The sequence below is a fragment of the Pedococcus sp. P2_D9 genome (assembly GCF_056404275.1).
Genome location: NZ_JBFUEI010000003.1, coordinates 271,918 through 291,956 on the forward strand (window position 1 = coordinate 271,918; position 20,039 = coordinate 291,956).

The window sequence follows — 20,039 nt, forward strand, 5'->3', positions numbered from 1 at the left end:
AGCCCTTGCATGTCCCCCACCCAGCTCGTCCAGGTCACCACCGAAGCCGCCCCCGGCCCTGCTGGCCCCTACTCGCAGGCCGTCGTCGCGAACGGCTTCCTCTTCACCGCCGGCCAGACCCCGCACGACGCCGTGAGCGGAGCAGTCGTCGGCGACGGGATCGAGGAGCAGACCACGCATGCCCTGACCAACGTCCTCGCCGTCCTCGAGGCCCATGGGCTGGACTTCGACAACGTGGTCAAGGCGACGGCCCACCTGCACCACCCCGGCAGGGACTTCGCCGGCTTCAACGCTGCCTACGAGCGCTTCGTCACGCCGCCCTACCCGGCTCGCACGACCGTCGGCTCGTTCCTCGGCGACTTCCTCGTCGAGATCGACGTCGTCGCGGCCCTTCCCTGTCAGTCGGGGTAGCCCAAGGGGTTGCCGCGCTGCCAGCGCCACTGGTCGGCGCACATGTCCTCGATGGTGCGGGTGGCCTTCCAGCCGAGCTCGCGTTCGGCGCGGGACGGGTCGGCATACGAGGCGGCGATGTCGCCGGCCCGCCGTTCGACGATCTCGTGGGGGAGCTCGTGGCCGCAGGCCTTCTCGAAGGCGTGCAGCACCTCGAGGACCGACGTCCCGTGACCGGTGCCGAGGTTCCAGGTCGAGACGCGCTCGTCGGTGCTGCCGAGCCTGGTCAGTGCCGCGAGGTGACCGGCGGCAAGGTCCTCGACGTGGATGTAGTCACGCAGGGCCGTCCCGTCCGGGGTGTCGTAGTCGCCGCCGAAGACGTTGAGCTTCTCCAGCTTGCCGACCGCGACCTGCGCGATGAACGGCATCAGGTTGTTGGGGATGCCCTGCGGGTCCTCGCCGATGGTCCCCGATACATGGGCGCCGACCGGGTTGAAGTAGCGCAGCAGGGCGATCCGCCACCGCTCGTCCGTCACGGCGACGTCGCGCAGCACCTGCTCGATCATCACCTTGGTCCAGCCATAGGGGTTGGTCGCGGAGGTCGGGTACTCCTCCTTCATCGGCACCGGGGCGTTGTCGCCGTAGACGGTGGCCGAGGAGGAGAACACCAGGCGGTGGCAGCCGTGGCGGTGCATGGCGCGGACCAGGGCGAAGGTCGAGTCGAGGTTGTTCTGGTAGTACTCGAGCGGTACGTCCACGCTCTCGCCCACCGCCTTGAGCCCGGCGAAGTGGATCACCGCGTCGAACTGCCGCGCGGCGAACAGCGACTCGATCTTGTCCCGGTCGGTCAGGTCGAAGGCGTGCACCTCCAGGTGCGCCCCCGTCAACGACTCCAGCCGCCCGACCACCGTCGGCTTGGCGTTGGAGAAGTTGTCGACGACGACCACCTCGTGGCCTGCCGCCACGAGCTGGACGACGGTGTGGGACCCGATGTAGCCGGCACCGCCGGTGACGAGGACGCGCATGCGCCTACCGTATGCCGCCGGGCGGGCTCCCAGCGCGCGCGGCCACCACGTGGGCGGCATGCCGGCGGGTGCCCTAGGCCTGTCGTCCTTCCCCGGGCGGGAGCGCGGACCGCAGCGAGCGCGAGCGTCCGCGGAACTCGGCGACGACCGCACCGTCGGACTCGCGCGTCACGGTGACATCGGTGATCCCGCTGCGCCCGTAGGCCGTCCGCACCCGGCCCTCCGCGACGAGGACCTCGCCCAGGCGGACGGAGGTGACGAACGTGATGTCCGCACCTGCCGCCACGGTCAACGCACCGCGGCTGTTGCACGCCAGGGCGAACGTCGAGTCGGCGAGCGTGAACAGGTAGCCACCGTGGGCGATGTCGTGACCGTTGACCATCTCGGCGGTGACCGTCATCCGCACCACTGCGTGGTCGACCTCGATGACGGTCGCCTCCATGCCGAGGGCCCGGGAAGCCTCGTCGTCCTCCCACATCTGGAGGACGTGCGTGAGGTCCGTGGTCACCGTGCTGCCTCCTCGCCCATGGTCCGGAGTCTGGCAGAGAAGGAACGGCCGGGCGCGTCACCCTTTCGCCCTCGCCCCGTCCCCTCAGCAGTGACTTCTTCCGCAGATGCCCGGGGCCCTTCCCCCGGCGTGGTCGACTCACGGAAAGGAACTCCAGTGAACCGGCGCCTCCTCGCGGCGGGCACCGCCGTGGCCATCGCAGCTGTCGCCGTCGCCGCGTTCACCCTCGGTCGTGACACGGACAGTCCCGAGTCTGAGTCCGCGACCCGGCTGACGCCACCATCCGGAGCTGCGCGCATCACCGTCCGTCCAGGCGAAGGCGCCACCGCAGTCGCCGCGAACGGCTTCACCCCCGTCGCGTTCCCCGCGACCTGCACGGGCGCCGTCGCGGCCATCGCCTCGGCCGAGCAGCTGCTCCCTGTGTTGGGCCAGGTGAAGGGAGTCACCGACGAGCAGTGGCGGCTGACGATCGAGCAGGTCCACGGCAAGGACACTCCCACCGCGAAGTACTACCTCGGCATCGTCCGCCGGGCCGCGACCGACGCCTCCATCCAACGGGTCACCCGGGACCGCGTCTCCCAGCTGGACATGACGACCCATCCGGAGTGGGGCGGGTTCAGGGTCGTCGCCTGCCAGCCCGGTCGCACGGCCACGGTCGAGCTGCTGACCTGCTCCCGACACGTCGCCGACCACCTCACCGCCTGTTACGCCGTTGCCCGGAAGGCACAGTGGGCCGGCACCCCCGGGGACTGGGTCATCCAGGACCACCAGGCACCCGGGGACGTCGCGCCGCCGGCTCTCAGGGAACGCATCGACAACGGCGCAGACGCCCTGTCGGGCTCCGCGCCGCCCGCCCGGGTGAGGGTCGGGTGGCTGACAGCGCTCGGCTCGGGGTGGCAGGAGTTCACCAACGCGCCCAGTTAGCCGGCGCGGGTCGACGGACCCGCGAGGTATGCCGCGGGGGGCGAGCCCGCGGCATACCCTCGCGTCCACGGGGCGGAGCCTTTCTGCTCATCCCGTGAAGCGCACGTCCCAGGGCTGCACGTCGACCGTGAGCACTCCACGGGTGACCGAGCCGTCGTCCTCGTGGGCGAGGCGGACCAGCTCGTCGGCCTCCCCGGGCGGGACGCGCACGACCGCCATCCCCTCACCCCGGGCGGCGTCGACGGGACCGGCCGCGACCAGCCAGCCGCGCTCCTGAAGTCGGTGCAGGAACGCGACGTGTTCGGAGAAGCCCGGGTGGGCGAAGATCGACGCGCCCTCGGGGAGGGTGGCCCCGGGTCGGTGGTGCAGCGCGAACCACTCCCCGGCGGGCTCGGGCTGCGCGCCCGTCCCCGCGGACGCCGCCTCGACCCGCTGCGCGAGCCGGGCGAGCACCAGCGGCCAGCCGCGGTCGTACTCCGCCCGCGCGGCCTCGGGCTCGGCCAGCCGCTCCCAGCCGGTGTGGGTCAGCGTCACCAGCGTGCTGTCGCCGTCGGGTGCGAACGCCACGGCGACCTCGGTCGCCTGCTCGGGTCCGTGCCCTGGATGCCAGGTCATCGCGAAACCGCCCGGTCGCTCCCAACGCAGCACCGTGCCCCAGACCGCCTTCTCAGCGCCATGGCGCTCGACGAGGGACCCGTCCTCGAAGGCGACGCTGGCCTGCGCGCCGAAGACGCTGTGCGTTCCGAGCGGCCACCACGAGCCGAGGTGGGCGGTGAACAGCTCGAACGCGGTGTCGACGTCGCAGCGCACCCGGATCTCGCGACACACGGGTGTGAGGGTCGGGGCTTCACTCATGACGACTCCTGTTCATCGACGCGGTGTTGCTCTACATACGTGGCGAACGAGGTGAGCGCGGTGTCCCAGGTCGCGACCAGCCACTGCTGGAGGTCGACGAGCCCGTCGGGGGCGAGCGCGTAGAGGTTCCGCGTGCCCCGGCTCTCGTGGTCCACCAGGCCGGCGCCCTGGAGCACCTTGAGGTGCTTGCTGACCGCGGGCCGGCCGATCGGCATGGCCGCGGCGATCTCGCCGACGGCACGGGGGCGCTCGGCGAGGAGCTTGAGGATCTGGCGCCGACTGGGGTCGCCGAGGGCGTCGAGGGCAAGGGCTGATTGGTTACTCATGGGCAACGGTTACTCTAGAGCGACGGTTAAGGTCATGTCCAGACCCCCTTACGATGAAGGGCATGACCACGGCAACGGCGCCCAGCACCCACCCCCTCGTCGACAAGCACGCGGAGCTTCTGGCCCAGGCGTCGACGGCGCTGGCGGAGCGGTCCTACTTCAGCCGGTTCCCGGAGTCGCCGTCCCCCCGCGTCTACGGCGAGGGCTCCGCCGAAGCCGGCCAGGCGGCATACGAAGCCTTGCGGGACAGTGCTTTTGGTGGTCTGGGCGAGGTGCGCACCGATGGTGGTTGGGTCGGCGAGGAGGTCTCGCCGTACGGTCCCGCGCTCGGCATCACCTACCCGCACCTCGACCTCGACGCGGCCCTGGCGGCTGCCGCCGACGCAACGCCCGCGTGGCGTAACGCCGGTGCCCGCACCCGTGCGGCGGTCTGCGTCGAGATCGTCGAACAGATCAACGCTCGGTCGTTCGAGATCGCCCACTCGGTGATGCACACGACGGGGCAGCCGTTCGTGATGGCGTTCCAGGCCGCCGGGCCGCACGCGCAGGACCGGGCGCTCGAGTCGATCGTCGCCGGCCTCGTCGAGCAGGAGCGCGTGCCCGCGTCCGTCGTCTGGGAGAAGCCCGGCCGCGACAAGGAGGGCAACCCCGCACCGCTGCGGATGCAGAAGGACTACCGCGTCGTGCCGCGCGGTGTCGCCCTCGTCATCGGCTGCAACACCTTCCCGACGTGGAACGGCTACCCGGGGCTGTTCGCCTCGCTGGTCACCGGCAACCCCGTCATCGTGAAGCCGCACCCGCGGGCCGTGCTCCCCCTCGCCATCTCCGTCGCCGTGTGCCGTGAGGTTCTCTCCGCTGCCGGCTTCAGTCCCGACCTGGTCCAGCTCGCGCCCGAGTCCGAGGGTGAGGGCCTGGCCAAGGTGCTCGCCGAGCGCGACGAGGTCCGGATCATCGACTACACCGGCGGCCCGGGCTTTGGCGGCTGGCTCGAGGAGAACGGCGCCGGTCGTGGCCAGCTGGTCTACACCGAGAAGGCCGGCGTCAACACGATCGTCGCCGACTCGACCGACAACCTGCGCGGGGTGCTGGGCAACCTGGCGTTCTCGCTCGCGCTCTACTCGGGTCAGATGTGCACGACCCCGCAGAACATCTACGTCCCGCGCGACGGCATCGAGACCGACGAGGGACACGTCTCCTTCGAGGACTTCGGGGCGAAGCTCGCCGGGGCGGTGGGCAAGCTCACCGGTGACGACGCCCGCGCCGTCGAGCTGCTCGGTGCGACGGTCAACGACGGGGTCCGTGCCAACGCCGCGGGTCTCGCCGCGCTCGCCGAGGAGGCGGGTGGCACGGTGGTCCTGGACTCGCGCGTGGTCAGCCACCCGGCATACCCCGACGCGGTGGTCCGCGCCCCCGGCCTCGTGAGCATGGACGCGAGCCGCGAGGACGTCTACACCCAGGAGTGCTTCGGGCCCGTGACCTTCCTCATCGCGACGTCCGGGACCGACCAGTCGCTGGCACAGTTCCGCGACACGGTGCGCGAGCACGGGGCGATGACGGCGGCGGTCTACTCCACGAGCGAGGACGTCCTCGACGCCGCCCGCGATGCCGCGGCGGACGCGGGAGTCGCGCTGTCGGAGAACCTCACGGGTCCCGTGTTCGTCAACCAGACCGCGGCGTTCAGCGACTTCCACGGCACCGGCGCCAACCCGGCGGCCAACGCGGCCTACGTCGACGCCGCGTTCGTGGCCAACCGGTTCCGGGTCGTCACCTCCCGCCGCCACGTCTAGCTCGTCAAGGCCCGCGCATCTGGCACGATCGGGTCCATGAACTTCGTCATCAAGGTCGCAGTCAACGCGGTGGCACTGTGGGTGGCCGCGTGGCTCGTGTCGGGAATCAGCTTCGGGGAGGGCAAGTTCGGCTCGAAGTTCGCGACCGTGCTGCTGGTCGCCCTGGTCTTCGGGCTGGTCAACGCCGTCGTCAAGCCGATCGCCAAGCTGCTCAGCTTCCCGTTCATCATCCTGACGCTCGGGTTGTTCACCTTCATCGTCAACGCCTTCATGCTCCAGCTGACCGAGTGGATCGCCGAACCGCTGGGGCTCAGCTTCACGATCGACCACTTCTTCTGGGACGCGGTGCTCGGCGCCATCATCATCACGATCGTCTCGATGGTCCTGGGCTGGGTCATCCCGGACGGCGACGAAGACTGACATGGCGGAGAGTGAAGTCGGCCTGCGCGCGGCCCTCGACCAGGTGCCCGCCTACGTCCCCGGCAAGCCCGCGGCCGCGCCCGCGGGCGTCACGGCATACAAGATCTCGTCCAACGAGAACCCGTATCCGCCGCTGCCGTCGGTCCTCGACGTGGTGCGCGAGGCGGCCGGTGCGATCAACCGCTACCCCGACATGGCCGTCACGGAGCTCACCCAGGCACTCGCCGACACCCTCGGTGTCCCGGCCGAGCACATCGCGACGGGCACGGGTTCGGTCGGCGTCCTCGGCCAGGTCATCGCCGCCACCTGCGACCCCGGCGACGAGGTCGTCTATGCGTGGCGGTCGTTCGAGGCCTACCCGATCGTCACGGCCCTCGCGGGGGCGAGCTCGGTCCAGGTGGGTCTCGACGACCACGCCCGCCACCGGCTCGACGCGATGCAGGCCGCGATCACCGACCGCACCAAGGTCGTCATCGTCTGCACCCCCAACAACCCGACCGGCCCGATGGTGACCCACACCGAGCTCGAGCGGTTCCTCGACGCCGTCCCGACCCGTGTGCTGGTCGTCATCGACGAGGCCTACGTCGAGTTCGTGACGGACGAGGAGGCGCCGCGCAGCCTGGCGCTCTACCGCGACCGCCCCAACGTGATGGTGCTGCGCACCTTCTCCAAGGCCTACGGCCTGGCCGGCCTGCGCATCGGGTATGCCGTGGCGCACCCCCCGGTCGCGTCTGCCCTGCGCAAGACGGCGACGCCGTTCGGCGTGAACTCGATCGCGCAGGCCGCGGCGGTGGCCTCGCTCAAGGCGTTCGACGAGCTGAAGGAGCGCGTGGACGCCCTTGTCGCAGAACGCACTCGGGTGGTCGAGATGCTGCGCGGCCAGGGCTGGTTCATCCCCGAGACGCAGGCCAACTTCGTGTGGTTCGGGCTGGGAGACCGGTCCGGCGACTTCACGGCCGCTGCCCAGGAGGCGGGCCTGATGCTGCGCCAGTACGGCAACGACGGCGTCCGCGCGACCATCGGCGAGACCGAGGCCAACGACGTGCTGATCCGGGTGGCCGGCGAGTTCCTCGCAGAGCACCCCGCCGAGCCGGCCTGACCGCCCTCGCGGGGTAGGTCGGGCCTGGCCCGGGCCCGTCGTCCCTTTGGGGGAGGCGCAGGGCGTGATGGCGGGAGGACAGTCGGCTGAACACTCCCGGAGGGTTCTGCCATGACCGATCTGACTGATGTCCGCCCCACCATCCCGGAGTTCTCGGGCCGGCAGCTGGCGCCGGGCGACGACGGGTACGACCAGTCCCGCAGCGTCTTCAACGGCATGGTCGACCGGTCGCCGAGCCTGATCGCGACCTGTCGCAGCGCTTCCGACGTGGCGGCCGCGATCAGCTACGCGCGGGCGTCCGGCCTGCCGATCTCCGTCTACGGCGGCGGTCACTCGGTCCAGGGCTCGGCCGTGGTCGACGGCGGCCTGTGCGTCGACCTGCGCGGCCTGCGCGACATCGAGGTCGACCCGGCGACATCGACGGCGCAGGTGGGCGGCGGGTGCACCTGGGGAGAGCTCGACGCCGCCACCCAGGAGCACGGGCTCGCCGTGACCGGCGGGCGGGTCTCGTCTACCGGCGTCGGCGGCCTGGCGCTGGGCAGCGGCAGCGGGTGGCTGGAGCGCAGGCTCGGGTTCACCTGCGACAACCTCCTGGAGGCACAGGTCGTCACCGCGGACGGCAGCGTCGTCACCGCGTCGGAGACCGAGCACCCCGACCTGTTCTGGGCCCTGCGCGGCGGTGGCGGCAACTTCGGCGTCGTCACCCGCTTCACCCTGCGGCTGCACCCGATCGGCCCGCTGGTCTTCGGCGGCATGCTCATGTACCCGGCGCCGATGGGTGCCGCGGTGCTGCGCAACTTCCGTGACTTCATCGCCAGCGCCCCCGACGAGGTGGGCGGCGGCGTCGCCTTCATCACCGCCCCGCYGATCGAGATGGTGCCCGAGCCGGCTCGTGGCAAGCCAGCCGTCGGTGTGATCGTGAGCTACACGGGCCCGCTCGAGGACGCCGAGACGGTGCTGGCGCCGCTGCTGACGTTCGGCCCGCCGGCCTTCGCGCAGGTGGGTCCGATGCCCTACCTGGCCCTCCAGCAGATGCTCGACGACGCCAACCCGCACGGCATGCAGAACTACTGGACCGCCGACTTCTTCGACGCGCTGCCGGACGAGGCGGTGGAGACCCTCGCGTCCCTGGCGAGCGCGCCGGTGTCGCCGCTCAGCCAGGTCATCATCGTGCCGGGTGGCGGTGCCGTCGCGCGCGTGCCGGAGGACGCCACGGCGTTCGGCGAGCGGCAGGCCGCGTTCAACATCCACTACCTGTCGATGTGGCCCGACCCGGCCGACACCGAGGCGAACATCGCGCACACCCGCACCCTGGCAGGCGCCCTGAAGCCGTGGACGACCGGCGCGGTCTACCTCAACTTCATCGGCGATGAGGGCCGCGAACGGATCGAGAGCTCCTTCGGCGAGGCCAAGCTGGCCCGGCTGCGGGCGATCAAGGCGCAGTGGGACCCGGACAACGTGTTCCGGCACAACCAGAACATCGCACCTGCGGGTTGAGCGCCGCGCCCATCCCGGGGCCGAGCAGCCCCAGGTAGTCGAGCGCCTCCCGGCGCGACAGACTGGGGACATGGTCGACACCTGGCTCCCCCCGTACCTCGCCCGCCCGGACCGCTACGGCCCGATGCCCTACCGCAAGGTTGGCCAGAGCGGACTGCGACTCCCGGCGGTCAGCCTCGGCCTGTGGCACAACTTCGGCGACGACAAGCCGCTCGACGTCCAGCGCGCGATCCTGCGCCGTGCGTTCGACATCGGCATCACGCACTTCGACCTGGCCAACAACTACGGACCGCCCTACGGCGCGGCCGAGGCCAACTTCGGGCGCCACTTCGCCGCCGACTTCCGGCCCTACCGCGACGAGCTCGTCATCAGCTCCAAGGCCGGCTACGACATGTGGCCCGGCCCCTATGGCATCGGCGGCTCCCGCAAGTACCTCCTGGCGAGCCTGGACCAGAGCCTGACCCGGATGGGCCTGGACTACGTCGACATCTTCTACAGCCACTGCCCCGACGAGGACACTCCGCTCGAGGAGACGATGGGGGCCCTCGCCACCGCGGTCCAGCAGGGCAAGGCGTTGTATGCCGGTATCTCCAGCTACTCGCCCGAGCGCACCGAGCGGGCGGCCGAGGTGCTCGAGCAGATGGGCGTCCCGCTGCTCATCCACCAGCCGTCGTACTCGATGGTGAACCGCTGGATCGAGGGCGGCCTGCTCGACACCCTGGGTGAGCGGGGCATCGGCTGCATCGCGTTCAGCCCCCTGGCCCAGGGGATGCTGACGAACAAGTACCTCGGCGGCATACCCGAGGGGTCACGCGCCAGCCAGGGCAAGTCGCTGTCGCCCGACCTGCTGACCGACGAGTCGCTGACCCACATCCGCAAGCTCGACGACCTCGCCACCGAGCGCGGCCAGTCCCTCGCCCAGCTGGCGCTGGCGTGGGCCCTGCGCGACGAGCGGGTCACCTCGGTCCTGATCGGGGCGTCCTCGGTCGGCCAGCTCGAGGACTCTGCGGCCGCGGTCAGCAACCTGCGGTTCAGCGACGCCGAGCTCGAGGAGATCGACCGCGACGCCGTCGACGCCGGGATCGACCTCTGGCGCTCGCAGTCCCGCCTCACCTGAGGTGTGACCCCACCTTTATCGGGTTTAGGGACAAAGGGCGGCTTCCCCCCGGAACCGTTCCCGGGTCAAGGCCACCTTTATCGGGTCACCCGATAACGGTGGGGTATGCCGCGGCGAGCCAGCCGCGCGGCATACAAAGGTGCAGGTGGTGAGCACGGAGGAGTCCGGATTCTGAGATTTCCCGGTGCTGCCGATATCTTGGGCCTCAGCAAGGCCCACACGTGGGCGCCGCCACAAACCGGCGCCCCAAGCCTGCCGCAGATCCAGCAGCGGAGACCCCGCCAGGGTTACCGCGGCCCGAGCCGACGATCCGCCACCCGCGGCTCGACGGAAGAAGGAGTGCCTGTGAGCGACAACGCAGTCGCCAAGTCCGGCAGCAACGACGCCGCGACCTCGGCCACCAGTCCCGCCGAGGACGAGGTGCTGGCCGAGCTCACCGCCCCGGTCCCGGAGGTCGGTGACGGTGGACCCGAGATGATCCAGCTGCTCACCCCCGAGGGCCAGCGCGTCGAGAACACCGAGTACGACGAGTACGTCAAGGACCTGACCGACGAGGACCTGCGCGGCTTCTACCGCGACCTCGTCCTCATCCGCCGCGTCGACGCCGAGGCCACCGCGCTGCAGCGCCAGGGCGAGCTCGGCATCTGGGCCAGCCTGCTCGGCCAGGAGGCCGCCCAGGTCGGCTCCGGTCGTGCCATGCGCCCGCAGGACTACGCCTTCCCGACCTACCGCGAGCACGGCGTCGCCTGGTGCCGCGGGGTCAACCCGCTCAACCTGCTCGGCCTCTTCCGTGGCGTCAACCACGGTGGCTGGGACCCGAACGAGAAGAACTTCCACCTCTACACGATCGTCATCGGCGCGCAGACGCTGCACGCGACCGGCTATGCCATGGGCATCCAGCGCGACGGCGACGTCGGCACCGGCGACGACGAGCGCGACGCCGCCGTGATCGCCTACTTCGGCGACGGCGCGACCGCCCAGGGTGACGTCAACGAGTCGTTCGTCTACGCCGCGGTCAACAACGCCCCGGTCGTCTTCTTCTGCCAGAACAACCAGTGGGCCATCTCCGAGCCCAACGAGCGCCAGACGCGCATCCCGCTCTACCAGCGGGCGCGCGGCTTCGGCTTCCCCGGCGTGCGGGTCGACGGCAACGACGTGCTGGCCGTGTATGCCGTGACCCAGCAGGCGCTCAACGCGGCCCGTTCCGGCAACGGCCCGACCTTCATCGAGGCCTACACCTACCGCATGGGCGCGCACACCACCTCGGACGACCCGACCAAGTACCGCGTCTCCGCCGAGGTCGAGGTGTGGAAGCACCGCGACCCCATCGAGCGGCTGAAGTCCTACCTGGTACACACCCAGAAGGCTGACCAGGCCTTCTTCGACGCGATCGAGGCCGAGGCCGACGAGCTGGCCATCGCGGTCCGCGAGGGCTGCCTGTCGATGCCCGACCCGACCCCGGACTCGATGTTCGACCACATCTACGTCGAGGAGCACCCCGTCGTCGAGGCAGAGCGCAAGGAGTTCGCCGCCTACCACGCCGGCTTCGAGGGCGAGGGGAGCCACTGATGACCAGCATGACGATCGCCAAGGGCATCAACAACGGCCTGCGCGCCGCCATGGAGCGCGACCCCAAGGTCGTCCTCATGGGTGAGGACATCGGCAAGCTCGGTGGCGTCTTCCGCGTCACCGACGGCCTCCAGAAGGACTTCGGCGAGGACCGCGTCATCGACACCCCGCTCGCGGAGGCCGGCATCGTCGGCACCGCGATCGGCATGGCGCTGCGCGGCTACCGCCCCGTCGTCGAGATCCAGTTCGACGGGTTCATCTACCCCGCGTTCGACCACATCGTCAGCCAGGTCGCCAAGATGCGGGCCCGCTCGCTCGGCAAGGTCAAGCTGCCGATGGTCATCCGCATCCCCGTCGGCGGTGGCATCGGAGCGGTCGAGCACCACTCCGAGTCCAACGAGGCCTACTTCGCGCACACCGCGGGCCTCAAGGTCGTCTGCTGCTCCAACGCCGAGGACGCCTACTGGATGATCCAGCAGGCCATCGAGTCCGACGACCCGGTGCTGTTCTACGAACCCAAGCGCCGCTACTGGGACAAGGGCGACGTGGACGAGTCCGCCGCCCCCCGCGACCTGCTCAAGGCGCAGGTATGCCGCGAGGGCACCGACGCGACGCTCGTCGCCTACGGCCCCATGGTCAAGACCTGCCTCCAGGCGGCCGAGGCCGCCGCCGCAGAGGGCAAGAACCTCGAGGTCATCGACCTGCGGACGCTCAGCCCGCTCGACCTCGACACCATCGCGGCGTCCGTCGAGAAGACCGGCCGGGCCGTCATCGTGCACGAGGCGTCGACCTTCCTCGGCATGGGTGCCGAGATCGCGGCAGCCCTGCAGCAGCGGTGCTTCTACCACCTCGAGGCTCCCGTGCTCCGGGTCGGCGGCTACAACCTGCCCTACCCGCCGAGCAAGCTCGAGGAGGAGTTCCTCCCCGACCTCGACCGGGTGCTCGACGCCGTCGACCGCTCACTGGCCTTCTGAGAGAGGCGCGAAAACGCATGGCTGTCAAAGAGTTCAAGCTTCCAGACCCCGGTGAGGGCCTGACCGAGGCCGAGATCGTCACCTGGAACGTCAAGGTCGGCGACACCGTCAAGGTCAACGACATCATCGTCGAGATCGAGACCGCCAAGTCGCTCGTCGAGCTGCCGGTGCCGTTCGCCGGCACCGTGACGGCCCTGCACGTCTCCGAGGGCGACACGGTGGAGGTCGGCACGCCGATCATCTCCGTCGACACCGCAGGTGGACCGGTCCAGGCTGCCCCGGTGCAGGACGCCCCAGCAGCCGGCGCCGTCGAGCCCGGCATCGAGGGCTCGCCCGCTCCCAAGATGGCGGCCGCAGCGGCAGCCGCCTCGGATGACGAGGAGATCGAGGAGGGCAAGATCGGCGGCACCACGTCGACCGGTCGCACTGCCGTCCTCGTCGGCTACGGCGTCAAGCAGACCGAGGCCAAGCGCCGCCCCCGCAAGGGCGACTCCGCCGCCTCGGCAGCCCCGGTGGCACCGGCCGTCCAGCCGGCCAGCAGCCCGGCCGAGGACCAGCCGGTCGCGACCGTGCCTGCCGTGCCCGTCGCCCGTGAGGGTGGCGCCCGCGCGCTGGCCAAGCCGCCGGTCCGCAAGTACGCCAAGGACCTCGGCATCGACCTGGCCGCGGTCGCGGGTTCCGGTGAGGGCGGCATCATCAGCCGCGCCGACATCGACGCCCACGCGGCAGGGACCTCCCAGCCGGCCACGGCGGCAGCGACAGGCACGGCGGGAGCCGGCCAGCCGGCATACGTGGCACCGGTCTTCACCCGTGGTGGCGAGCGCGAGACACGCATCCCGATCAAGGGGGTCCGCAAGATGACCGCGCAGGCCATGGTCGGCAGCGCGTTCACGGCTCCGCACGTCACCGAGTGGGTCACCATCGACGCGACGGCCACCATGGAGCTCGTCGAGCGGTTGAAGAAGGACCGCGAGTTCAAGGACGTCAAGGTCACGCCGCTGCTGGTGCTGGCCAAGGCGATGACCGTCGCGATCCGCCGCCACCCCGAGATCAATGCCACGTGGGACGAGGCCGCCCAGGAGATCGTGGTCAAGAACTACGTCAACCTCGGCATCGCCGCCGCCACCCCGCGGGGCCTGATCGTCCCGAACATCAAGGACGCCGACCAGCTGTCGATGCGCCAGTTGGCCGAGGCCATCGGCGCGCTGACGGCGACCGCGCGGGAAGGCCGCACCCAGCCCGCCGAGATGTCCGGCGGCACCATCACGATCACCAACGTCGGCGTCTTCGGCGTCGACACCGGCACCCCGATCATCAACCCGGGCGAGTCGGCGATCCTGGCGTTCGGTGCGATCCGACGTCAGCCGTGGGTCGTCACGGCCGCGGACGGCACCGAGACGATCGAGCCTCGCTGGGTCACCCAGCTGGCCCTGTCGTTCGACCACCGCCTCGTGGACGGCGAGCTCGGCAGCAAGTTCATCGCCGACGTCGGCGCGATCCTGGCCGACCCGGCGCGAGGCCTCGTCTGGGGCTGAGAAGACCGCCCTGAAGAAGCCCGCGAAGGCCCGCACCCGAGAAGGTGCGGGCCTTCGCGCATGGGCTACTCGTCGCCGCGCAGGGTGAACGACCGCAGCCGGTCACCGGTGAACCAGAGCGACGCGAGGGTGAGGACCGTGGCGGCGACCAGGGCGTAGGCCAGCCCGGTGCCGGGACCGCTCACCTGCGGGCTGATCTCCTGGGCGACCCCGCGCCCCCACGCCCCGATGGAGACCCACTTGATCCCGCCGAGGAGCGAGCCGAGCAGCCCCTCCCACAGCAGGGCGAAGAGCAGCCCGATGACGACGGCGTGCCGGGTGAAGGCGGCCAGTGCGAGGAACAACGCCGTGTACGCCGTGCCCGCCAACACCCCGGCGACCCCCCAGGCGACGGCTTGGCGCGCGTCCGCGCTGTCGAGGACGAGACCTGCGACCAGGAGGGGCAGACCCCCGAGCGCGACCGTGGCAGCCCACGCGACCGCGAACTTGCTGAGGGCGATGACGTGTCGGCTCACCGGTTTGGAGATCAGGTAGACGATCGACCCGTCGTCGACCTCGGGACCGAGCACCGCGGTGGCGGCGAGGAGCGCGACAAGGGGCAGCGCGAGCGTGAAGCCCAGATGGAGCACGGCGTCGTAGCCGACGGCGTCGTCGGTCAGCGCCGCGACGATGACGGCGAGGGCCAGCAGCACGGCGGGGATGATGACCAGCACCAGGCCGCGGCGACGGCCGAGGAGGGCCTGGCGCGAAAGGCGCAGGATCGTCTGGTTCACGGTCAGCCCCCCACCAGGTAGGCGAAGACGCTCTCGAGCGACTCGTCGGTCGGCGTCAGCTCGAGGATCCGTATGCCGTGCTGTCGGGCCACCTGCGGCAGCCGGACCGCGAAGGCGCCGAAGTCGGAGACGGACACGTCCACGCCGCCCTTCGGGCGCAGCGACACCGCGACCACGGACGGCTCGGCGATCAGCGCGCTGGCCAGGCCACGGTCGTCGTCGCCCACCACGACGTACTGCACCGGGCGGTCGGTCATCAGCCTGCGGATCTGGCCGAAGTCGCCCGACGCCGCATGCCGCCCGGACACGACGACCTCGATCTGCCGGGCCACCTGCTCGACCTCCTCGAGGATGTGCGAGCTGAAGAGCACGGTGCGACCCTCCGACCCCATCCGGCGGAGCAGCGTCATCAGGTGCAGGCGCTGGCGGGGGTCGACGCCGTTGAACGGCTCGTCGAGCAGGAGGACGGCGGGGTCGTGCACGAGCGCGGACGCGAGCTTCACGCGCTGCCGCATGCCCTTGGAGTAGGTCCCGATCCGGCGGGCTGCGGGCTCGCCCATCTCGACCACGTCGAGGGCGCGTTCGGTCGCGGCACCGGGGTCGGCCAGCCCGTGCAGCTCGGCGTTCGCCTGCACGAACTCACGACCGGTCAGGTAACCGAAGCTCAGCTCGCGCTCGGGCACCAGGCCGATCGCGCGGTAGGCGTCGGTGTGCCGCCAGATCGGTGTGCCGTCGAGGGTCACCGAGCCGGCCGACGGGGCCAGGAAGCCGCTCATCAGGGCGATGAGCGTGGTCTTGCCCGCACCGTTCGGTCCGAGCAGGCCGGTCACCCCCGGTCGCACCGTCATCGAGATGCCGTTGACGGCCACGACGTTGCCGTACCAACGGGAGGCCTGGTCGATCGTGATGACGCTCATGCCGTCGCGACCCGTCGGTAGCGCCACACCAGGCCGCCCAGGCAGGCGGCGGACAGGCCGACGAACACGACGACGTAGGCGGTTTGCATCGGCACGCCCGTCGGCGGCGTCGCGATCTCGCCGTCGGCCCACATCGCCATCAGCCCGCGGTAGAGCGAGTAGGGCGAGAAGAGCCCGGCGACCTCACCGACCCGTGGGTGGTGCTCCTCGCCGGCGATGCCCTGGATCGCCGTCACGATCCCGTTGCCCAGCAACAGGAGCGCGATGGTGGCGACCACGGCGAACCCACGCCGGGTCGACCACGAGGCGATCAGGCCCGCCACCCCGGCAAGGGACAGCGCGAGCAGCACTGCCAACCCGGCGCCCACGGCGGCTTCGCGGGACTGGTCGGACACGTCGAGCTCCCCCAGCAGCGCCACGGCATACAGGATCAGGACGGGGAGCAGCAGGAAGACCAGGGTCGCGCCGAGGAGGGAGCCCCAGCGGGCGACGGCGTAGGTGGCAGACGGCAGCGGGCGCGCGAGGTAGAGCGAGATGGTGCCGTGCCGCAGGTCGCGCGAGAAGAGCACCGGCGCCTGCGAGGCCACGAAGATGCCGAGCAGCACCTGCGTCGTCGAGGCGTACTGCGCGTAGCCGACCGGCAGCTCCTTGAGGCCGACCAGCACCATCACGCCACCGATGATGACGGCCGGCAGGACGTTGAGGCCGAGCAGGATGAAGGGCAGCACCTTCGACCGGCCGGAGCGGCCGAGCCCGAACGCGTTGCGGAACCCGGTGACCAGCAACGCCCGGGCAATGGCCGTGGGTCCGAGCCGTGGACCGGTGTACGGGCGGTACCCGAGGTCGTGGATGACGCTGCGGCCCTCGGGGGTGGCTGACGACGGGTCGGTGGAGAGCTCACTCATCAGAGCCAGGCCCCTCGACAGCGCCATGCCCTCCGACAGGTCCAGGCCCATCAACGAACACATCCTCGATGCGACGGTGGTCGACCTGGAGCCGCACCAGGCCGACCCCAAGGTCGCTCGCGGTGTCGCGGATCAGGTCGTGCACCTCGTGCCCGTCGGGCTGCCCAGCCGTGGCGTCGACGGTCAGGAGGGCGCCCCGCGGAGTCGTGGCCACACCGGCCTTGGCCAGCGCCCGCGCCATGCGAGCGGTCGCGTCGTCACCGAGGACCTCGACCAGCAGGACGCCCGTGGCGTCGAGGAACTCGTCGGTGCGCGAGGCCCGCAGGAGGTGGCCGCCGTCGAGCACGACGACATTGTCGCTCACCCGCTCGAGCTCGCCGAGCAGGTGCGAGGTCACGATGACCGCGATCCCGAAGTCGTGCCCGATCCGCTGGACCAGGCCGAGCATCTCCTCGCGCGCAGCGGGGTCGAGGCCGTTGGTCGGCTCGTCGAGCAGCACCAGCCGGGGGTCGTGGGCCAGGGCCTGGGCGAGCTTGGCCTTCTGCTTCATGCCGGTGGAGTAGCCGCCCATCGGCCGGTAGCGCTCCTCGGCCAGCCCGACGTGGCGCAGCACCTCGGCCGCTCGCTCACGGGCCGCGACCTTGGGCAGCCCCGACATCATCGCCAGGTGCACGACGAAGTCACTCGCGCTCACGTCGGGGGGCAGGCAGTCGTGCTCCGGGAGGTAGCCGACGGCCGCGCGGATGGCCGACCCCTGGACCGCGATGTCGTGGCCGAGCACGTGCGCCCTGCCGCCGGTCGCGGGGACCAGGCCGAGCAGGATCTTGAGCAACGTCGACTTGCCGGCCCCGTTGGCTCCCACCAGTCCCGTGATCCCCGGGCCGATCTCGAGGTCGAGCGAGTCCAGCGCGAGCACCGGACCGTAGTCCTTGGTGAGGCGCTGGGTCTGCACCACGACCCCCGCGTGAACTGGTTCCACGCGAGCCACAGTAGCCGCGCAGGTCGGGTCGACCGGCGCGGCTACGTGGAGATTCAGGGGAGGTTCGGTGCAGATTCAGGGCAGGGTCAGGGAAGACCCCTACGTCAGTGACCGATGGCGGGAGGTGCGGTGACAGCGGCGTCTGCGGCTTCAGCGTCGGCCTTGTCGGAGTCAGCCTTGTCGGAGTCGGCCTTGTCGGAGTCGGCCTTGTCGGCAGCGCCGCGCTCCGAGTAGGCCGAGCCACCACGCAGCTCGACGTGCGGCAGCAGCAGCATCACGAGGAAGCCGACCACCATCACCCCGGCACCCACGAGGAAGACCAGGTCCATCGAGTTCGAGAACCCCTGGAGGAACGGCTTGGCCAGCCGCGGGTCGAGGTCGTTGAGGAACGAGCTGTCCTTGAGGACCCCTCCCGCGGTGCCGCCGGCCTGACCGGCCGCCGACGACAGGCCCTTGGCGAACTCGGCGTTGGCCGGGTCGGCCAGCGCCGCCTGGAAGTCCTTGGTGCCGGCCGATGCCTTGAGCGCGGTGGCGATCTTGTCGGGCACCGTCGAGAACAGGATTGACAGGAACACCGCGGTGCCGAGCGTGCCGCCGATCTGACGGGTGAAGGTCGCCGACGAGGTCGCGACGCCGATCAGCCGCGGTGAGACGGCGTTCTGCACGGCGAGGGTGAGCGGCTGGAAGTTGAAGCCGAGCCCGAGCCCGAAGGCCACCATCACGATGCTGGTCTGCCACAGCGGGGTGTCCGCCTTGATGAAGTGGAAGACGAACAGCGCGAGCGCCAGCAGTGCCGAGCCGATGATCGGGAACCGGCGGTAGCGCCCTGTGCGGCTGATGATCTGGCCCGAGACGATCGAGCCGACCATGATGCCGAGGGTCAGCGGGAGCAGCAGCAGACCGGCCTTGGTCGGCGACGCTCCCTTGACGATCTGCAGGTAGAGCGGCAGCGAGGCGAGGCCACCGAACATGGCCATGCCGATGAGCACCGACGCACCGGACGCGACCGCGACGGTCCGCTCCTGGAACAGCGTGAGAGGCAGCAGGGCCTCGTCCTTCATGGCGCGCTCGACGAGCAGGAAGGCGATGACGCCGATGATCCCGACGACGTAGCAGGCGATCGACCGCCCGGAGCCCCAGCCCCAGTCGCGGCCCTGTTCGGCGACGAGCAGCAGCGGGACGAGCCCGAGGGTCAGCGTGGCCGCACCCCACCAGTCGATCCGGTGGTCGAGGCGGGTGTGCTGCAGGTGCAGCGTGCGTGAGACGACGAGCAGCGCGACGATGCCGATCGGCACGTTCACGAGGAAGACCCAGCGCCAGCCGTCGACACCGAGGATGCTCGACTGGCCCGCGAGGAACCCCCCGATGACCGGACCGAGGACGCTCGAGGTGCCGAACACGGCGAGGAAGTAGCCCTGGTACTTGGCGCGCTCGCGGGGCGGCACGATGTCGCCGATGATTGCGAGGGCGAGCGAGAAGAGACCGCCGGCGCCGAGGCCCTGGACGGCGCGGTAGAACGCCAGCTGCAGCATCGACTGGGACAGCGTGCAGAGCACCGAGCCGACGACGAAGATCGTGATCGCGGCCGAGAAGAACTTCTTGCGACCGTAGATGTCGCTCAGCTTGCCGTAGAGCGGCGTCACGATGGTCGAGGTGATCAGGTAGGCCGTGGTCGCCCACGCCTGCTCGTCGAGACCCTTGAGGTCGTCGGCGATCGTGCGGATCGACGTGGCCACGATGGTCTGGTCGAGGGCGGCGAGGAACATCCCCATCATCAGGCCGGTCAGGATCGTGATGATCTGGCGGTGTGTGAGGGGTCCGTCTGGACGGGCGGGGGCGGCGGCTGCCATGTCAGTTCTCCGTGGAAAGAGGGGGGCTGGAAAGAGGGGTGCTGGAAAGAGCGGGGCTGGACGGTGCGGGACCCGCAGGCGTGGACGTGGAGCCGGGGCGGCGGGCGACCATCTGCTCGCGGAAGCCCTCGAGGTCGGCGCCGAACCGCTCCAGGTGACCGGCGAAGTCGCTGGCCTCCTCGGCGGTCCAGTCGGCCATCAGCTCACCGAACCACTCGGTCCGTTGCTGCTGGATGCCGGCGAGCAGGGTCTGGCCCTCGTCGCTGAGACGGACGACCTGGGCGCGGCCGTCGTCGGGGTCGCTGACCTTGTCGACGAGACCGTGGGCTTCGAGGGTGCTCACCTGTCGGCTGACCGTCGAGACGTCGGAGTGGACGCACTCGGCGAGCACCGAGACCCGCCGGGGCTCGGCGGCCAGGTTGAACAGGATCGGGTAGGCGGTGGCGTCCACCGCGGGGTGGATGCGGGGCGCGTGCTGGCGCAGGGCCTGCAGGAGCTTCATCAGCCGGATCAGGCCGACGCTGACGCGTTCAGCCGTCTGCCGGTCGAGGTGGTGCGTGGACATGGGCGACCTGGGATCTGTGCAGAA

The 20,039-nt window shown here is 70.6% G+C and carries 20 protein-coding genes; 10 read left to right on the forward strand and 10 right to left on the reverse strand.

Annotated elements, in window-relative coordinates; genetic code table 11:
* Positions 1–9: 9 nt before the first annotated feature.
* Positions 10–411: a RidA family protein gene (locus tag AC1DXJ_RS06310; protein WP_477636571.1), complete on the forward strand. Its 402-nt coding sequence runs from the start codon at positions 10–12 to the stop codon at positions 409–411.
* Here the strand turns inward: AC1DXJ_RS06310 and galE are convergent.
* Both galE and paaI read right to left on the reverse strand, forming a co-directional pair.
* Positions 399–1,415: a UDP-glucose 4-epimerase GalE gene (gene galE, locus AC1DXJ_RS06315; RefSeq protein ID WP_477636572.1), complete on the reverse strand. Its 1,017-nt coding sequence runs from the start codon at positions 1,413–1,415 to the stop codon at positions 399–401. The genes AC1DXJ_RS06310 and galE overlap by 13 nt on opposite strands.
* Before the next feature lie 73 nt (positions 1,416–1,488).
* Positions 1,489–1,923: a hydroxyphenylacetyl-CoA thioesterase PaaI gene (gene paaI / locus AC1DXJ_RS06320; RefSeq protein WP_477636573.1), complete on the reverse strand. Its 435-nt coding sequence runs from the start codon at positions 1,921–1,923 to the stop codon at positions 1,489–1,491.
* 156 nt (positions 1,924–2,079) lie between these two features.
* Here paaI and AC1DXJ_RS06325 point away from each other — a divergent pair, with 156 nt between their 5' ends.
* Complete coding sequence (locus AC1DXJ_RS06325; RefSeq protein WP_477636574.1) at positions 2,080–2,847, forward strand: hypothetical protein; 768 nt, start codon at positions 2,080–2,082, stop codon at positions 2,845–2,847.
* Positions 2,848–2,934: 87 nt separating this feature from the next.
* Here AC1DXJ_RS06325 and AC1DXJ_RS06330 read toward each other — a convergent pair whose 3' ends face one another.
* On the reverse strand, positions 2,935–3,702 hold the full coding sequence (locus AC1DXJ_RS06330; protein WP_477636575.1) for an SRPBCC domain-containing protein: 768 nt from the start codon (positions 3,700–3,702) through the stop codon (positions 2,935–2,937).
* Positions 3,699–4,028 (reverse strand): ArsR/SmtB family transcription factor, encoded by a 330-nt coding sequence (locus tag AC1DXJ_RS06335; RefSeq protein ID WP_477636576.1) that lies wholly within the window; start codon positions 4,026–4,028, stop codon positions 3,699–3,701. The genes AC1DXJ_RS06330 and AC1DXJ_RS06335 overlap by 4 nt, the downstream gene beginning before the upstream one ends.
* Positions 4,029–4,090: 62 nt before the next feature.
* On the opposite strand from AC1DXJ_RS06335, the gene paaN reads away from it, so the two are divergent.
* From paaN to AC1DXJ_RS06375, 8 genes are all read left to right on the forward strand, one after another.
* Complete coding sequence (gene paaN, locus AC1DXJ_RS06340; RefSeq protein ID WP_477636577.1) at positions 4,091–5,815, forward strand: phenylacetic acid degradation protein PaaN; 1,725 nt, start codon at positions 4,091–4,093, stop codon at positions 5,813–5,815.
* Positions 5,816–5,851: 36 nt separating this feature from the next.
* The gene (locus AC1DXJ_RS06345; RefSeq protein ID WP_477636578.1) at positions 5,852–6,235 is read left to right on the forward strand and encodes a phage holin family protein; all 384 of its coding nucleotides are present in this window, start codon (positions 5,852–5,854) and stop codon (positions 6,233–6,235) included.
* 1 nt (position 6,236) lies between these two features.
* Positions 6,237–7,334 (forward strand): histidinol-phosphate transaminase, encoded by a 1,098-nt coding sequence (gene hisC, locus AC1DXJ_RS06350; RefSeq protein WP_477636579.1) that lies wholly within the window; start codon positions 6,237–6,239, stop codon positions 7,332–7,334.
* A gap of 111 nt (positions 7,335–7,445) precedes the next feature.
* Positions 7,446–8,831 (forward strand): FAD-binding oxidoreductase, encoded by a 1,386-nt coding sequence (locus AC1DXJ_RS06355; protein WP_477636580.1) that lies wholly within the window; start codon positions 7,446–7,448, stop codon positions 8,829–8,831.
* 70 nt (positions 8,832–8,901) lie between these two features.
* The gene (mgrA, locus tag AC1DXJ_RS06360) at positions 8,902–9,948 is read left to right on the forward strand and encodes an L-glyceraldehyde 3-phosphate reductase (RefSeq protein WP_477636581.1); all 1,047 of its coding nucleotides are present in this window, start codon (positions 8,902–8,904) and stop codon (positions 9,946–9,948) included.
* A gap of 345 nt (positions 9,949–10,293) precedes the next feature.
* Entirely contained in the window at positions 10,294–11,517 is a 1,224-nt protein-coding gene (gene pdhA, locus AC1DXJ_RS06365; protein WP_477636582.1) for a pyruvate dehydrogenase (acetyl-transferring) E1 component subunit alpha, read from the forward strand.
* Complete coding sequence (locus AC1DXJ_RS06370) at positions 11,517–12,491, forward strand: alpha-ketoacid dehydrogenase subunit beta (protein ID WP_477636583.1); 975 nt, start codon at positions 11,517–11,519, stop codon at positions 12,489–12,491. Before pdhA ends, AC1DXJ_RS06370 begins: the two co-directional genes overlap by 1 nt.
* Before the next feature lie 17 nt (positions 12,492–12,508).
* The gene (locus AC1DXJ_RS06375) at positions 12,509–14,026 is read left to right on the forward strand and encodes a dihydrolipoamide acetyltransferase family protein (RefSeq protein WP_477636584.1); all 1,518 of its coding nucleotides are present in this window, start codon (positions 12,509–12,511) and stop codon (positions 14,024–14,026) included.
* A 65-nt stretch (positions 14,027–14,091) separates the two neighbouring features.
* Here the strand turns inward: AC1DXJ_RS06375 and AC1DXJ_RS06380 are convergent, their stop codons facing one another.
* From AC1DXJ_RS06380 to AC1DXJ_RS06405, 6 genes are all read right to left on the reverse strand, one after another.
* Positions 14,092–14,799 carry an ABC transporter permease gene (locus AC1DXJ_RS06380; protein WP_477614361.1) on the reverse strand — a complete coding sequence of 236 codons (708 nt, stop codon included), beginning with the start codon at positions 14,797–14,799 and terminating at the stop codon, positions 14,092–14,094.
* 2 nt (positions 14,800–14,801) lie between these two features.
* Positions 14,802–15,716, reverse strand: a complete 915-nt coding sequence (locus tag AC1DXJ_RS06385; protein ID WP_477636585.1) for an ABC transporter ATP-binding protein — start codon at positions 15,714–15,716, stop codon at positions 14,802–14,804.
* Positions 15,713–16,621: a hypothetical protein gene (locus tag AC1DXJ_RS06390; protein WP_477614363.1), complete on the reverse strand. Its 909-nt coding sequence runs from the start codon at positions 16,619–16,621 to the stop codon at positions 15,713–15,715. The genes AC1DXJ_RS06385 and AC1DXJ_RS06390 overlap by 4 nt, the downstream gene beginning before the upstream one ends.
* Positions 16,614–17,600 (reverse strand): ABC transporter ATP-binding protein, encoded by a 987-nt coding sequence (locus tag AC1DXJ_RS06395; RefSeq protein ID WP_477636586.1) that lies wholly within the window; start codon positions 17,598–17,600, stop codon positions 16,614–16,616. The genes AC1DXJ_RS06390 and AC1DXJ_RS06395 overlap by 8 nt, the downstream gene beginning before the upstream one ends.
* A gap of 104 nt (positions 17,601–17,704) precedes the next feature.
* Positions 17,705–19,450 (reverse strand): MDR family MFS transporter, encoded by a 1,746-nt coding sequence (locus AC1DXJ_RS06400; RefSeq protein WP_477636587.1) that lies wholly within the window; start codon positions 19,448–19,450, stop codon positions 17,705–17,707.
* A gap of 1 nt (position 19,451) precedes the next feature.
* Positions 19,452–20,015 carry a MarR family winged helix-turn-helix transcriptional regulator gene (locus tag AC1DXJ_RS06405; protein ID WP_477636588.1) on the reverse strand — a complete coding sequence of 188 codons (564 nt, stop codon included), beginning with the start codon at positions 20,013–20,015 and terminating at the stop codon, positions 19,452–19,454.
* Between the last annotated feature and the right edge of the window lie 24 nt (positions 20,016–20,039).